The sequence below is a fragment of the Nannocystis pusilla genome (assembly GCF_026626665.1).
Classification (GTDB): domain Bacteria; phylum Myxococcota_A; class Polyangia; order Nannocystales; family Nannocystaceae; genus Nannocystis; species Nannocystis pusilla.
In genome coordinates this window covers 11,303,714-11,318,979 of sequence record NZ_JAPNKE010000002.1, presented here as the reverse complement: position 1 = coordinate 11,318,979, position 15,266 = coordinate 11,303,714, and the positions used below count along the sequence as shown (strand labels likewise).

Here is a 15,266-nt window from a genome sequence, read left to right as displayed (position 1 = left end):
GCTGCTCACCGGGCCGCGCGCCCTCGACGATCCGCCGATCCGCCCCACCTCGTGATCCAAGACCCGCGAGGCCGACTCACGGCAGCGCGCCCTCGACGATCCACTGCTGGATCGCCGCCATGTCTCCCGGCTGCAGCTCGTCGTTCGGCGGCATGCGCTTGCCCGCGCCGCCGACCTGGCTGTGGCTGCCGGCGATCTTGTGCCACAAGTAGCTGTCCTCGTACGCGCCGGGCGCGACCAGGAGCATCCCCTTCACGTCGTTCGAGGGCACGCCGACGATGTTGTCGTAGGCCCGACCGACCCCGAGATCCGGCTCGGGCTGGCCGTCGCCGTGGCAGGTGCAATAGTCGGCGAAGATCGGCTGGATGTCGGTGGCAAAGCTCAGCGGCGCGGGCACGTCCTCGCCCGAGCTGCCGCTCGTGTCGTCCGTCGTGGTGCTCGTGCTGCTCGCGGACTCGCCGGTCGAGGTCTCGGCCGCGCCCGTGGACCCACCGGTCGGCGGCTCTTCGGGCTCCCCCGTGGTGGTGGTCGACCCGCTTCCGCCGGCCGCGAGGCTGGCCCCGCCGGTCCCCGGCCACGCCGGGCTCGTGGTGGTGTCCGTCTCGCTCCCGCCCTCGCTCGCACCGGCGACGTCGAGGTTCTTCTCGGCCACGCAGCCGACCAGCGTCGGACCTGTGACCAGCAGCGCTGCAGAGCAGGTCAAGCGCAGGCGAATCATCACAGCGAACGTATCGCCGATCGCCGGCCGCGCCAGCACGGACGACCTGCAGTGTGACGCGGCTCGACATTCGCGCGGGCGCAGGCGCGCGACGTGGTGGCGGGACGCACGATCGCGGCGCGTGAACGGCCGCCGGTGGTCCGGACGAATCACCGAACTGCGTATTTTCGGCGATTCTTCGAGAATCGCAATACATGTCTGAAAAGACATATTCAAGAGACCCCGTTCGGCGCTCGCGAATCGAGCGCCTCCACGGCCACGAGCGGCGGGGTGCCGTCAATCCGAGGAGAACGGCGTCAAGCCCGCTCCGCGAACGTCCCGGTCGGACCTGGAAACGCCCGGCGTCGACGAACCGCGGCGGAACAGTGCCTGCACCTTCGGACATGCATCTTCGGACATGCCCGATCGGGCATGCCCTGCCGATCGCCCGTTCGGCTCACCGTCCCGGCTCGAACAGCACCCGCCACGGGATCACGGCGATCTCGCCGGAGGTGGTCGGCGGATACAGCGTGGAGGCGGCGATGTCGGCCACGCAGGCGCCGACCTCGGGCGCCTCGCGGATGTTCTCGAGGATGGCCACCGCGCGAGCGCGACCGTCGCCGGCGATGGCGATCTCGAGGGCCACGCGGCCGTGCAGCGTCAGCTGGCGCGCGAGCGAGCGGCGATAGCAGTCGCCGAGCTCGAGCCGGCGCTCGGCCATGGCGAGCACCACGTTGGCCTGGTCGAGCGGGTCGACGCCGATGAACGCCGGCTCGCGGCGGGCCGGGCACAGCACCGGCTCGGCGCCGCAGCCCCGGCGCATGAACTCGCCCGCGTCCGGCTCGCCGAGGCCCGCCGCCGCCGAGATGCACGAAGGGGCATGTCCTCCGAGACAGGCGGACACGTACAGCGACGTCGCCGCGGCCGGGTCGCGCTGCAGCCCCTCGCCGCGCTCGAACGCCCGGGCCAGCGCGGCGCAGCCGAACGGGCTGGCCAGGTCGCAGGCCCGGCGGGCGTACGCGGCCGCCAGCGGCAGCTCGCCGAGCTCGCGGTACTGCGCCGCCATCTCGACGCACGCCGGCCCGTCGCCCCGATCGCAGCGGTCGGCCAGCACGTCGTAGGCGCTGGCAGGCGGCGGAGGCGAGGTCTCGGGGCTCTCCAGGGGCATGGGGCAGCCCGGCAGCGACAGGACCGTCGCCGCCAGCGCCGCGAGCCCGAGGCACCGGCCCTTCATGCTCCCAGCATGCCACGCCTGACGCTCGTCGGCGACGCCGGCCGGCGACATCCCGCTCGCGCGACTCGCGGGCTTCGCCCCGGGATCGCCGGGCCCCGCCCCCAGCCGATGCGCAGAGTCGCTCCCGGCCCGGCGAACGCCGTCCGCGAGGCGTGACGCGGCCCGGCGATCGGACCGCTCCGCCGCGGCTCGCGCGGCCCGACACCGACATCGATGACCGGTCGGCGATGGTCCTCCGTCGACCGGCCGACCGGGTCGCCGGGATCGCCAGTCGCCCGCCTCCCACGGCCAGGAGCCGCCCCGCGGCGGCCCCTTCGGCCAAGGCCGCCGGCTTCCGGCGGAACAGCGCGGGCCCTGGTGATTCGCCGAGCAGGGACGCCCCGACACCCCGCGAATCACCCCGGGGCCGCCCCCGCCTCCGCCAGTCGGCCAAGAGCTGCCCCGACGCCACCGCGAATCACGCGGCCCGATCTCGGCCGTGTGCCGCGACCGGTCGCTCGCCGCGGCTAACCCGCGCGATCGCACCAGGCCTTCGCCGCGGCCGGCACCTGGTCGGCGATCGGCGAGTCGAGGGCCAGGTCCAGCGCCACCCGCAGCGCCCAGTCGGCCAGGCGGTGCGGCGGCTTGCGGTGGTGCGCCTGCCAGCGCGGCAGCACGACATCCGCGAAGCGACCGAGGCTCCAGCGATGCCAGGCGTCGAGCTGCGTGCCCCCGGCTTCACCGTCCTCGCGGCGCGCGACGAAGGCGATCGGGTGCCGACGATGCAGGTCCAGCAGCCACGCGCGCAGGTCGGCCTCGAAGGCGCGGCTCTGACGAAGGTTGGGGAACGGCCGGCCGACGCCGAAGCCGAACGACCCGTCGTCGTCGTCGGGATCGATCGAGCGCGGATCGCCGAGCGCCGCATAGGCCATGCAGATGTGCAGATTGATGAATTGATCGCCGCTGCCGGCGTACAGCACGGAGCTGCCCCACTCCGCCGCGCGGCGGAACGGCTCGGGGATCGCCCGCACGAGCCCCGCCCGGGCCGCCCGCGGCGGCGGCTCCTCGAACCACACGTAAAGGCTGCCCCACTCGAAGTAGCTGGCCAGACCGGCGCCGAAGAACGGGAACGGATGCTTCGCCGCGACGCGCGTGGCCTCGCTCGCAGCCTTGTCGCGTCGCTTGCCCGCGACTGACTCGACCCGCCCGCTCGCGGCACGCGTCGCCTTGCCGCCTCGCTTCGCCGCGACTGATTCACCCGGCTTGGCCTTCGCGGTGCGCTTCGCCTCGCCATCACGCTTCGCCTTGCTCGCGGGCCCGACCTCGCCGCCTCGCTTCGCCGCCGCACCCGTCACCTTGCTCGCAGCTTTCCCGCCTCGCGTCGCCGCGCCTGACTCTCCACGCTTGGCCTTCGCGGTGCGCTTCGCCTCGCTCGCGGGCCCGACCTCACCGCCTCGCTTCGCCGCCGCCCCCGTCACTCGCGTCGCCGCGCCTGCTTCACCACGCTTGGCCTTCGCGGTGCGCTTCGCCTCGCTCGCGGTCACGCCCTCACCGCCTCGCTTCGCCGCCGCCCCCGTCACGCCGCGCGTCCGCCCCGTCGCCTCACCGCGCCTGCTCTTCGCCGCACGCGTCGCCTCGGTCATCCCTCGCAGTCTATCGCAGGCGCTCGCCGGCGCCGGGCTCGAGGTCACCGCCACGCGGACGCTCGTCGCGGACACGACCGTCGACGGCACCGAGAGGTGCCGAGTACATCCACGTCCGCGCTCGATCGCGACGAAGCAGAGCGCCCGGCGCGGTCACGCGGACGCTCTCGCACCGTCATCTCACTTCGGCGCCAGCTTGGCCCGCGGGTACAGCACGATCTCGATGCGGCGGTTCTTCGCCTTCGACTTGCTGCTCGGGCGGTACTGACCGAAGGCCACCGCGGCCAGGCGCGACGGATCGATCTTCGCCTCGTCCTGCAGGTAGTGGACGACGGTCAGCGCGCGCGCGGCCGACAGCTCCCAGTTGGTGACGAACGGCAGCACCGCGTCGTTGGGCTCGGGCGGCGCCTCGCCTTTCGCGGCCTTGGGATCGACCTTCGCGTCCTTGGCGTTCTTGTCGCCCTTCTTGGCCTTCGCCTCCTCGCCTTTCTTCGGCTTGCGGATCACGATCGGCGAGTCGTCGGTGTGCCCCTGAACCCACACTTGCTTGTCCTCGATGTCCTTCAGGGCCGCGCCGACCTGCGCCAGCACCTCGCGGCCGTTGTCGGTCAGGTCGGCCTCGCCCACGGGGAACAGGATCTTGTCGATCAGCTCGACGCGGACCATCCCGTCTTCGGTGGTCACGTCGCCGAACTTGCCGACCACCTCGGTCAGCTTCTTCTGCAGCGCCTCGGCCTCGTCGGCCTTGACCTTGAGCTCGGTCTCCGACTTGCGCAGCTGCTCGCTCTCGAACTTCAGCGCCTCGAGCTCGCGCTTGGTCGTTCCGAGCTCCTCCTCGAGCCCCTGCACCCGCGGGTCCGGTCCGCGGTCGGCCGCGGGCCCCGGGGCCGAGCCGGCCGGTTGCTGCGCGCCGCAGGCGGAACCTGCCATGAATGCCGCGATCGCGACGACTGCACGGAGTTGCTTGTTCGGCATGGCGAAAGCGTAGCGGACTCCCGTCCGCCGCAGAAGCCCGCGATCGTCGAACGGTGCCGGCGGGCCGCGGTCGGGGTCGCTGGCCCGCACGGTCGAGCCCGCTGGCGGGAACCGCGGGCGATCGCCAATCTGACACTATGGTCATACTGCGCGAAACGCATTCACGGCAGGGCGCCCGCGAGCGCCGGTCGGGCGGGCCCCGCGATGTCCGCCCGCCGTCCGGCTCGGACGCCGCTTCGCTGCACGGAGCGGCGCTCTCGTGGCTATGTCCGCCGACCCGGCCGGTCGGACACGTCGCCGCCGATCGATTGCGGTGACCTCGATCACGACCATGATTCAGCGATCGGGTGACCTCCGGTGATCGGGGAATTCACCGGTCGCGTTCGTCGCGCAATGCGCGGTCCCCCCGCGGGAGGGCGGAGATACACACATCGCAATCCCGAGAATGCGCGCGAAGTGTACACATGTGGGGGCCTAGGGCCGCACACGGAACAGCGTTGGGGGCGGTGTTGCACCGTCCTCGTCGACGGATCACGAATATCGGTCCGAGATCGGCGTGACTATGAGCGGACGCGGCGGTGAAAAAATAATGGTGCCTGGACGAGGCCGATCGTGCATTCTCAGTACCGCTTCGCGGGCGCGAATGGCGCCTTCGAGTGAGCGCATTCGTACGCGCGGACGAATGCGCGTCCGTCCACCATTCCTTTGGTCATTACCCGCAATAGAAGAGAGAACGTCATGAAGAACGACAAGAAGAGCAAGAAGCAGCTGAAGGACCTGTTCATCGAGGACCTCGGCCAGGTCACCGGCGGCAAGGGCCCGATCTACACCACCCTCGCCATCGGCGAGGAGGGGCCGGAGCCGACCACGCTCGCCATCGGCGAGGAGGACCCGCCGATGACCACCCTCGCCCTCGGCGAGGAGGACGGCCCGACCACGAAGGCGCTGGGCGAGGAGTAACCCCTCGCCGACGCCGGGGGCGGCCTCCGCTGCCCCCGGCGTCCCTCGCTCGCCGCTTCCTTGCACCTGCAACCTCTTACCTTCTGGCGATTTTCCCATGTCCGATTCACCGATCGTCATCGTCGGCGCGCTCGCCGACCCGCACGCCGCCGCCGTCTTCGAGGGCGTGCGCGCCCGCGGCTGCGAGCCGGTGGTGCTCGACGCCCAGCGCTTCCCGGAGGACCTGCCGATCGCCCTGGGCGAGGCGCCCGGGGACATCGTGATCGAGGGCCGGCGGATCGGCCGTCCCGCGGCCGTGTACGTGCGCAGCCTCTACCAGAGCCCGGCCGCCTACGGCGTCGACGCCGACGAGGCGATGAAGGAGGACTGGCGGCGCACGACCCTGGCGTTCCGCGAGCGCTCGACCCTGCTGTCGGCGATCTTGCTGCGCTGGGAGGCCCAGGGCGCCGCGTTCTACAACCCCTCGTCGAACGGCCACAACATCACCAAGCCGTACCAGCTCGCGCTGCTGCAGGCCGCCGGCCTGCCGGTGCCGGCCACCCTGTGGAGCAACGATCCGGCGGCAGTGCGGCGGTTCTGCGACGTCCACGGCGCCGTCGTCTACAAGCCGGTCGCCGGCGGCGCGGCCACCCGCAAGGTCGAGGCGAAGGACCTCACGGACGAGCGCCTCGACAAGCTGCGCGCCGCGCCGGTGTGCTTCCAGGAGCTGCTGCCCGGCGACGACGTGCGCGTCTACGTGATCGACGGCCGAGTCGTGTGCGCCCTGCGGATCGTCACCGATGCGATCGACTTCCGCCAGCACGAGCAGCGCATCGACCCCATCGCGCTCGACGACGCGGTCGCGCGCGAGTGCGTGCGCGCGGCCGAGATCATCGGCCTGCGCTACACCGGCATGGACATCAAGGCCGACCGCCACGGCCGCTACAAGATCCTCGAGCTGAACCCCTCGGCGATGTTCCTCGGCTTCGAGGCGCGCGCCGGCGTCGACATCCGCGGCCCGCTGTGCGACGCTCTCGTCGCGCATCGGGCCCAGCGCGGCGCGTGAAGGACACCGTGAGCGAGCCCAGCAACACCGAGGCGGCCGAGCAGGCCGCCCGCCGCGTCATCTTCCGCGGCGCGGCGCTCGAGGCCCACCGCCGCGCCTCGCGGCCCGGGCACCCGCTGCACATCGTCCCCACGTGGACGCGCTGGGCCGTCACCGTGACGATCTTGCTGGTCGGCGCGGGCCTCGTGTTCGCCGCCACCGTGCGCGTCGGCGAGTACGCCGAGGGCCGCGCGGTGGTGCGGCGCGAGGGTCGATTGGTCGTCACCACCTCGGCCTCGGGCACCGTGCAGACCATCCCGGTGCGCCTCGGCCAGCGCGTCGAGGCCGGCGAGGTGCTGGTGCGCCTCGACGACGCCTCGCAGCAGGCCGAGCTCGCGCGGGTCGAGCGAGAGTACGAGCAGCGGCTGGTCGAGCTGCTGCGCGCCCCGGCCGACGACTCCCGCCGCGAGCGGCTGGCCGCGCTCGACGGCCAGTTGCAGCTCGCGCGCGCGCGCGGCCGAGCGCTCGGTGGTCGCGCCCGAGCCCGGCGTGGTGTCCGACGTGCGCGTGCGTCCGGGCCAGGCGCTGGCGCCCGGCGACGCCGTCGTCGCGGTCGAGCAGGACGCCGCGCAGACCGTGGTCGTCGGCCTGTTCCCCGGCCACTACCGGCCGCTGCTCGGCGCCGCCGACACTCGCGTCTCGCTCGCGCTCGAGGGCTTCCCCGACAGCCGCCAGGACGTCGTCGTGCGCTCGGTCGCCGACGAGGTCGTCGGTCCGGCCGAGGCCATGCGCTACCTCGGGCGCGACCGCGAGGGCGCGCTCGCTCTCAACGGCCCCGTGGTGGTCGTGGTCACCGTCTTGCCCTCCGACACCTTCGTCGCCGACGGCACCGAGTACCGCGTGTACGACGGCATGCAGGGCACGCTCGAGGCCAAGGTGCGCTCGGCGACGCTGCTGGAGACTCTGGTCCCGGCCCTGCAGCACCTTTGACCTTCGGCGCCCGCCATGAGCACCTCGCCCGAGCCCGACCGCGCGCTGTCTCGCCGCTTTCCGGCGCTGAGCCGGCTCGGCGCGCCCGGCCCGCGCGGCCAGCTCGAGCACGTCCAGCAGATGACCGCCGCCGACTGCGGCGCCGCCTGCCTGGCGATGGTCCTGCGCTACTACGGCCGCGAGGTCGGCCTCGACGAGCTGGCCACCGCCATGGGCGCCGACCACAACGGCGTCAGCGCGCTGGGCATCCTCCGCACCGCCCGCAGCTACGGCCTGCGCGGCCGCGGCGTGCAGGTCGAGGACCTCGAAGACCTCGGCCTCGTCCCGCGGGGCGCCGTCCTGCACTGGGAGTTCAACCACTTCGTCGTCTTCGATCGCCTCGACCGGCGCGGGATCCACATCCTCGATCCCGCCCACGGCCGGCGGCGGATCACCCCTGCCGAGTTCGACCAGGCCTTCACCGGCGTCGCCCTCCTGCTCGAGCCCGGCGAGGCCTTCGCGCCCGAGCGGCGGCAGCGGCCGCTCGTGCGCCGCTACCTCGGCAAGATCCTCGCGCACCCGGCCCTGTGGACCCGCTCCCTGTTGATGTCGGTGCTCGTCCAGCTGCTCGCGCTGGCGCTGCCGCTGATGACCACCTTGCTCGTCGACCGCATCATCCCGCGCGGCGACTTCGACCTCTTGCAGGTCCTCGTCGCCGGCCTGGCGATGATGGTCGTCTTCACCTTCATCAGCTCGTGGGTGCGGGCCAACCTGCTCGTCCAGCTGCGCACCTTGCTCGACGCCGACATGACGATCGGCTTCCTCGACCACCTCGTCGACCTGCCCTACGCCTTCTTCCAGCGGCGCTCGACCGGCGACCTCATGCTGCGCCTCGGCAGCAACGCCGTGGTCCGCGAGATCCTCACCTCCGGCGCGCTCTCGGCCGTGCTCGACGGCACCCTCGTCAGCCTCTACCTCGTGCTCATCTTCTGGGCCAGCCCGCTGATGGGCGGCGTCGTCGTCCTGCTCGGCGCCGTGCAGCTCTCGCTCTACTGGGCCACGCGGCGGATCCAGCGCGAGCTGATGAGCGAGAGCCTGGCCGCGCAGGCCAAGACCTCGAGCTACGAGGTCGAGCTGCTGGGCGGCATCGAGACCCTGAAGAGCATGGGCGCCGAGTTCCGCGCCGTCGACCGCTGGTCCAACCTGTTCGTCGACGCGCTCAACGTCTCGCTGCGGCGCGGCCGGCTCGACGCGCTGGTCGGCGCGCTGCTCAGCAGCTTCGGCATGGCCGCGCCGCTGGTGATCCTCGGCACGGGCGCCACCCTCGTGCTCTCGGACGAGCTCAGCCTCGGCGCGATGCTCGGCCTGTCGGCGCTCGGCGCCGGCTTCCTCGGCCCGCTGTCGGCGCTGGTCGCCGTCACCCTCAAGTTCCAGCTGCTCGGCAGCTACCTCGAGCGCATCGAGGACGTCATGCAGTCCGAGCCCGAGCAGGACCCCACGAAGGTCAAGCGGGCGCCGAAGCTCTCGGGGCAGATCAAGACCGAGTCGATCTCCTTCCGCTACTCCGACAGCGTCCCCCCGGCCGTCGTCGACGTCTCGGTCGACATCGAGCCCGGTCAGTTCGTCGCCGTCGTCGGCGCCTCCGGGGCCGGCAAGTCGACCCTCGCCAAGCTGCTCGTCGGGCTCTACCGCCCGCAGCAGGGCCGCGTCCTCTACGACGGCCTCGACCTCGCCGGCCTCGACCTCCGCAGCGTGCGCGAGCAGCTCGGCGTCGTCACCCAGCGCGGCGAATTGTTCGGCGTGTCGATCCGCGACAACATCGCCCTCGGCCGGCCCGACATGACGCTCGAGGAGGTGATCGAGGCCGCCCGCGCCGCGTCGATCCACGACGCGATCGCCGCCCTGCCGATGGGCTACGAGACGATCCTCGCCGACGGCGGCGCCTCGCTGTCGGGCGGTCAGCGCCAGCGGCTCGCGCTCGCCCGCGCCCTCGCCGGCAAGCCCGCGATCCTCCTGCTCGACGAGGCCACCAGCAACCTCGACACGATCAGCGAGGCCGCCATCCAGCGCTCGCTCGCGGCCCTGCGGTGCACGCGGATCGTCATCGCCCACCGCCTCAGCACCGTGATCGCCGCCGACGTCATCCTGGTGATGGACCAGGCCCGCCTGGTCGACGCCGGCCGCCACGACGAGCTGCTGGGCCGCTGCCTGCAGTACCGCCGGCTGTACGAGAAGGGGGCGGCGTGAGGCGACTCCGGCACAATGTTCTTTCGGACATGTTTTCCAAGGCATGTCTTCAAAGACATGTCTTTCCGGGCATGTATTCGAAGACGTGTAGCCAAACAAGGTTCGCCGCCAAGCCTATCCCTTCGGACATGTCCGCCTCACCACCTCGCGCGCGCCTGGCGACGTGCTTGATGGCCCTTCTCCTCGCCGCCTGCGGCCCGCCTGCCTCCGCCCCGGCCGACCCCACCCCGGCCGAACACGCCGCCGTGCCCGCCCCCGCCCCTGCGCCCGCGCCTGCGCCGATGGTCGGCGTCCTGGTGCCCGAGGCCGAGGTCGTCCTCGTCTCGTCGGGCTTCTCGCGCCTGGCGCGGCTCGACCTCGAGGTCGGCGATCACGTGGATCAGGGCGACGTCGTCGCCGAGATGGACGTGCGCGGCGATCGCAGCGAGCTGGCGATGGCGACCGCCGCGTGGAAGGCCTCGAGCGCCGAGCTCGAGCGGCTCGAGCTCGAGCTCGAGCGGGCCCGGATGGTGCGCGCCGACGTCGAGCAGCTCGAGGACTACGTCTCGCGCGCCGAGCTCCGCGAGCAGCGCTACGCCGAGAAGCTGGCGGCCGCGCGCAAGCGCGGGGCCGGGGCCTCGATGTGGCAGCAGCGCAGCAAGATGGAGGAGGCCACCGCGCGGATCGCCGAGGCCGAGCTGCGGGCCCCGTTCGCCGGCGTCATCGCCAGCCGCCACGTCGACGCCGGCGCCACCTTGACCGCGGGCGAGCCGGTGGTGCGCCTGATCTCCGACGCCCGCGTGCTCCGCTTCGCCGTCCCCGAGGCCCGCAGCCAGGCCCTGCGCCTCGGCGCCCCCGTCACCGTCCGCTTCGTCGACGGCCCCGAGCTCGCCGGCGAGGTGATCACGATCGCCCCGGAGATCGAGGTCGGCACCCGGCTTATCTTCGCCGAGGCCCGCCTGCACGGCGACCAGGCGGCCGCCCTCCGCGTCGGCACCGTCGCCCAGGTCCGCTTCGGCGGCGAGTGACATGTCCTTCCGGACATGCCCACGACCGCGCGCGAAACCTCCCGCCCGCCGCGCGCATCCGAGTCGACGACCATGCCTCGCGCCCGCTCCCGCCTCACCCCTCCGTTCCGTCGCCGGTTCGCCGCCCTGGGCCTGGCCGGTCTGCTCTCGCTGGCGTGGACCGCCTGCAAGCCCGCCGCTCCGTCCACGGCCCCCGCCTTGGCCGAGGCGCCCGCGGTCCCCGTCGCCCTGACCACCGCCATCTTCGTGCGCCACGGCGAAAAGGCCGCCGACGACCCGCGCGACCCCAGCCTGAGCCCGGCCGGCGAGGCGCGCGCGAAGGCCCTGGCCGAGCTGCTCGGCCACGCCGGCGTCACTCACCTGTTCGCCAGCGAGTACCGGCGCACCCAGGCGACCCTGCGCCCGCTCGCCGACGCCGCCGGCCTGCAGATCACGGTCCTGCCCGCGGCCGCCCCGCAGGAGCTCGTCGCGGCCCTGCGCGCCCTCCCGGCCGGAGCGATCGCCGTCGTCGCCGGCCACTCGAACACGGTGCCCGGGCTCATCGACGCTCTCGGCGGCCAGGTGCAGGGCACCGTCGACGCCGGCGGCCAGCCCTCGCTCCCCGACGACGCCTACGATCGCCTGTTCGTCGTCACCCTGCCCGCCGCGCCCGCGACCGGCCGCACCCAAACCCTCGAATTGCGGTACCAGGGCGAGCCCTCCGCCCCGTGATTCCCCCGCCGGGGAATCCTCCGTCCGGGCCTCCCGCAGCGCGCCGCGCCGAGATCTCCTGTGAGCGCGCGGGTCGCCGCGCGCCCCGTCGGCGCCGCGTCGACCGGCGCGGCGCGGCGCGAATGACGTTAAGCGAGCACGCGCAGATCCAGCAACGTCGGTAACGTTCAGGACCGCGCGGAATCGGCGACCTGACCGCCGTCCGGGATGAACGTCTCACTCGCCATTGTCGCGGCGCCCGGGTTGTTTACACAGTCATCTTTGGCGATTTCGCACTCTACGCATTTCCCGGCGTCGGCTCGGCGCATACGGCCGCCGCATCTTTTTGAAGCGTGACGAAATGCTTTCGGCGTATGGTGCGGTCGCGAGTTTCCACCGCCGCGAGCGCCACGGCCCCGCCGTGCGCGCAGGGCGGGCTCGTGCCTCGATCGGCGGAGTGGCGCGTCGAGGCGACTATCTGCATTGCCACCACCCGACCGCGAACCCAGGAGCCGCCATGATCACCGCGAAGTCCACCCAATGGACCACCTTTCAGACCCCCGCCTGCCAGGTCGATTTCCCCGACGGCACGCTACAGAATCGGATGAACCAGCTGTGGAACACCAACCTCAGCGGGTTCACGCGCCAGGGCATCACGGGTAACCCGTGGACGGCCACCAATTCCAGCGATCAGACCTGGTACTTCGACCCGACCACCACCGACATCAGCGAGGGGCAATACGCCCAGATCACCTGGTCGCCGGTGCCGGGGCGGATCAAGTACTACTTCCCCAACATCTCCAACGCCAACATGTGGTCGCTGGCCGACACCGGCTACGACACCGCCGGTAACACCTTCGGCCAGATCCCCGCCGACCCGTGCGACGCCTCGGACACCGCCAAGATCCCCTACGGCCCCTACGGCCCGCGCGGCTGGCAGGACGAGTATTGCGAGTGGAGCATCACCCGCAACGCGCAGGGCCAGATCGTCCGCATCGACTTCACCTGCGAGAACCCGGAGTACTGGAACACGCTGTGGATGGTGAGCCCGCAGCGGGTCGTCGAGCTGTACCGCAGCACCCTCGACAAGCCGCAGATCGCCCTCGAGGACCTGTACCTGCGCGACAGCGCCGGCAACCCGGTGATCGACGCCTCGACCGGCCGGCCCGCCTACGACCCGCTCAACCGGTGGAACCGCGGCACCGCCTCGACCGCCTCGGCGGGCGGCGCGATGCACCTGACCAGCACGCCGAACACCCTGCAGACCGAGATCGGCCTCGGCGGGGCCGCCACCACCCCGCGCACCAGCGGCAACGCCAACCCCAACACCCTGATCTGCTGCGCCCAGTTCGGCCAGATCGGCCGCAACTCCGATCCGCACATCGGCCAGAGCGTCAACCTCGTCGTCACCCCGCCCACTCCTGCCATCCCGTCGGCCAAGGCGACTCTGGCCAATCCGCCCGGCCTCTACATCCAGACCCCGAATTTCGGCCGGATCACCGGCCCGCGCGGCGTCGATCCCCGCACCTTCTGGACCGTCAAGCGCGGCCAGCAGTCGCTGACCGACCCGGCCGGCAACTCGCTCCCCGGCAACTTCATCCTCCACGCCGTGTTCGAGGTCCCGGCCGAGCTCGGCTTCACGATCAGCGACCTCCAGGTCGACGGCGTCCCGGTCCAGTGGGCGGCCCAGATCGCCCAGACCTTCAACATGCAGATCGCCGCCATGGCCCTGCCGCAGCAGCCCGGCCCGGCCGCGCAGGCGTGCGCCGGCAGCCCTGCCGTCTCGCAGGCCCAGGCGCTGCAGCTGTTCAACACGCCCGTGTTCGACGCCATGCTCGCGACCTCGGTGGCCAACCCGGTCGGCCAGCCGATGAACCTCGCCAGCAACAGCACCATGATCGCGCCGCACATCGAGCCCGGGGCCGTGCGACGACCCCTGACGCTGGTCCTCACCGGCCTGCTCGACCCGCCGCAGCTCCCGAACGTCTCGTTCGGCCCCGGCGTCCACGTCTCGGGCGGTGCCATGCAGCGGGTCAACTACGCCATCCCCGGCAACACCTACCCCTCGGACAGCTGGGCCCTGTCGCTGCTCGTCAACGTCGACGCCGACGCCGCCCCCGGCCTGCGCGACGCCCTCGTCAGCAACCCCGGCCAGACCGCGACCATCGCCATGCCGGCGCTGCTCAACGTCGTCGACCCTGTCACCAAGGACATGGCCTGAAGACCATGTCTTCAAGACCACTCTTGCTCGCCCTGCTCGGCCCGCTCGCCTGCGGCGCCGGGCAGGAGCCCGCCGAACCCGCCGCCACGCCGCGCGAGCAGCCCGCGGCGAAGAAGGCGGTCGCCGGGGCGCCCGACGCCAAGGCGCCCGACGCCAAGGCGCCCGACGCCAAGGCGCCCGACGCCAAGGCGACCGCCACCAACGCGGCGGCCGCCGGCGCCTGCCCCTACCCGCTGCAGCTGAACGGCACCGTCCCGCCGGACATCTACCCGCGCAGCAACGACACCGACGCCAACTGCTTCGGCTGGCAGGAGTTCATCGCCCTCAACTGGCCCGTCGCCAGCGGCGTCGGCTTCGGCGACCCGGGCGACACCGGCCCGGTCGCGTGGCAGGGCTACATGAGCAGCAACCAGCTGTTCCGACCCGACGGCAGCGCCCCGCCGCCGTGGGGCACGCCGCCGACGATCACCCCCGAGTGCCTCGCCGAGGCGGGCATGACCGCCGCCGCCGCGCGCGCAGCGATTCCGCTGACCATGTCGACCAAGTTCTCGAGCGAGTTCGAGTCCGGCGACGGCCAGCAGGCCGCCCCGCGCAACGCCCCCGCGTGGCTCGGCGACGTCCGCGGCAACAACGTCTGGTACGAGGTCCGCGTCAGCGAGGACGAGTACGACGCAATTGTGCAGAACCAGCTCTACAACCGCGACGGCCAGGCCGCCTATTATCAGAAGAACCCGAGCACCGCCCTGGCCCTGCCGATCGGCACCTTCCAGCCCTCGGAGGTCGGCGCCCTCGAGCTCAAGGCCGCCTGGATGGAGGTCCCGAACCCGGACGACGCCCAGTGGAACCGCTACAAGCTGGCGCAGGCGGTGGTCGTCGATCCGGCCACCCAGAAGTGCCAGGCCCTGACCGTCGCCCTCGTCGGCCTGCACGTCATCCACAAGACCCAGGCCCAGCCGACCTGGGTGTGGGCGACCTTCGAGCACGTCGACAACGCCCCCGACGTCGCCGACGCCGCGACGACCCAGAAGGTCTGGAACTTCTACGACCCGAGCTGCCAGCCGCGCACCGTCCAGGTCCCCGCCGCCTGTCAATACAAGGACCAGGCGAGCGTCACGGTCGGCTGCGACGCCAACCTGCCGCCGCAGTACTGGATCGGCGACGGCTGCCCGGCCCCTGCGCCGATCCGCGTGACCCGCCTGGCCCCGGTCGGCAGCGACTCCCAGGCCGTCAACCAGACCGCGTGGACGACCATCCGCGCCACCTACCCCGATTCGGTGTGGCTCAACTACCAGGTCGTCGCGGTGCAGTGGAGCACCAACCCGCCGCCGCAATCGAGCCAGCCGGTCGCCGTGCCGCAGGTGTTCAACAGCCCGTCGCCCGACTCGAACCTCGCCAACACGGTGCTCGAGACCTACGACCAGCGCAGCAAGTGCATCGACTGCCACCAGTACGCCACCATCTCGGGCAGCAGCACCCTGCCGTCGGACTTCAGCTTCGCGCTGCAGGACGCGCACCCGGTCACGGCCGGCAAGCCGAAGCCGCTCAAGACCGCCGCGGTCAAGGCAGGCTACCGGCCCCTGCGACGGATCATCGAGTGACCCTCAGGCACCCATGAATGAC

At 72.1% G+C, this 15,266-nt stretch carries 12 protein-coding genes; 8 read left to right on the top strand and 4 right to left on the bottom strand.

Going from position 1 to position 15,266, the window contains the following annotated elements; all coding sequences use genetic code 11:
- Window positions 1–76: 76 nt before the first annotated feature.
- From OV079_RS50075 to OV079_RS50060, 4 genes are all read right to left on the bottom strand, one after another.
- Window positions 77–718, bottom strand: coding sequence for a hypothetical protein (locus OV079_RS50075; protein WP_267777587.1), 642 nt, complete (start codon window positions 716–718; stop codon window positions 77–79).
- 436 nt (window positions 719–1,154) lie between these two features.
- Window positions 1,155–1,931, bottom strand: coding sequence for a hypothetical protein (locus OV079_RS50070; RefSeq protein ID WP_267777585.1), 777 nt, complete (start codon window positions 1,929–1,931; stop codon window positions 1,155–1,157).
- Between the two features lie 506 nt (window positions 1,932–2,437).
- Window positions 2,438–3,265, bottom strand: coding sequence for a hypothetical protein (locus OV079_RS50065; protein WP_267777584.1), 828 nt, complete (start codon window positions 3,263–3,265; stop codon window positions 2,438–2,440).
- A gap of 468 nt (window positions 3,266–3,733) precedes the next feature.
- Window positions 3,734–4,528, bottom strand: a complete 795-nt coding sequence (locus OV079_RS50060) for an OmpA family protein (RefSeq protein ID WP_267777583.1) — start codon at window positions 4,526–4,528, stop codon at window positions 3,734–3,736.
- A gap of 738 nt (window positions 4,529–5,266) precedes the next feature.
- On the opposite strand from OV079_RS50060, the gene OV079_RS50055 reads away from it, so the two are divergent.
- The 8 genes from OV079_RS50055 to OV079_RS50020 all read left to right on the top strand — a co-directional run bounded on the left by OV079_RS50055 (window position 5,267) and on the right by OV079_RS50020 (window position 15,244).
- A complete protein-coding gene (locus tag OV079_RS50055; RefSeq protein WP_267777581.1) occupies window positions 5,267–5,488 on the top strand; it encodes a hypothetical protein in 222 nt (73 codons plus the stop codon).
- Between the two features lie 97 nt (window positions 5,489–5,585).
- Window positions 5,586–6,533 (top strand): ATP-grasp domain-containing protein, encoded by a 948-nt coding sequence (locus OV079_RS50050; protein ID WP_267777579.1) that lies wholly within the window; start codon window positions 5,586–5,588, stop codon window positions 6,531–6,533.
- A gap of 507 nt (window positions 6,534–7,040) precedes the next feature.
- Window positions 7,041–7,502: an HlyD family secretion protein gene (locus OV079_RS50045; RefSeq protein ID WP_267777576.1), complete on the top strand. Its 462-nt coding sequence runs from the start codon at window positions 7,041–7,043 to the stop codon at window positions 7,500–7,502.
- A gap of 15 nt (window positions 7,503–7,517) precedes the next feature.
- Window positions 7,518–9,728 (top strand): peptidase domain-containing ABC transporter, encoded by a 2,211-nt coding sequence (locus tag OV079_RS50040; protein ID WP_267777573.1) that lies wholly within the window; start codon window positions 7,518–7,520, stop codon window positions 9,726–9,728.
- Window positions 9,729–9,856: 128 nt separating this feature from the next.
- The gene (locus OV079_RS50035) at window positions 9,857–10,735 is read left to right on the top strand and encodes an efflux RND transporter periplasmic adaptor subunit (RefSeq protein ID WP_267777571.1); all 879 of its coding nucleotides are present in this window, start codon (window positions 9,857–9,859) and stop codon (window positions 10,733–10,735) included.
- Window positions 10,736–10,807: 72 nt separating this feature from the next.
- Window positions 10,808–11,446, top strand: coding sequence for a SixA phosphatase family protein (locus tag OV079_RS50030; protein ID WP_267777569.1), 639 nt, complete (start codon window positions 10,808–10,810; stop codon window positions 11,444–11,446).
- 496 nt (window positions 11,447–11,942) lie between these two features.
- On the top strand, window positions 11,943–13,646 hold the full coding sequence (locus OV079_RS50025; protein WP_267777566.1) for a hypothetical protein: 1,704 nt from the start codon (window positions 11,943–11,945) through the stop codon (window positions 13,644–13,646).
- A gap of 5 nt (window positions 13,647–13,651) precedes the next feature.
- Window positions 13,652–15,244 (top strand): cytochrome c family protein, encoded by a 1,593-nt coding sequence (locus OV079_RS50020; RefSeq protein ID WP_267777563.1) that lies wholly within the window; start codon window positions 13,652–13,654, stop codon window positions 15,242–15,244.
- The last annotated feature ends 22 nt before the right edge of the window (window positions 15,245–15,266 follow it).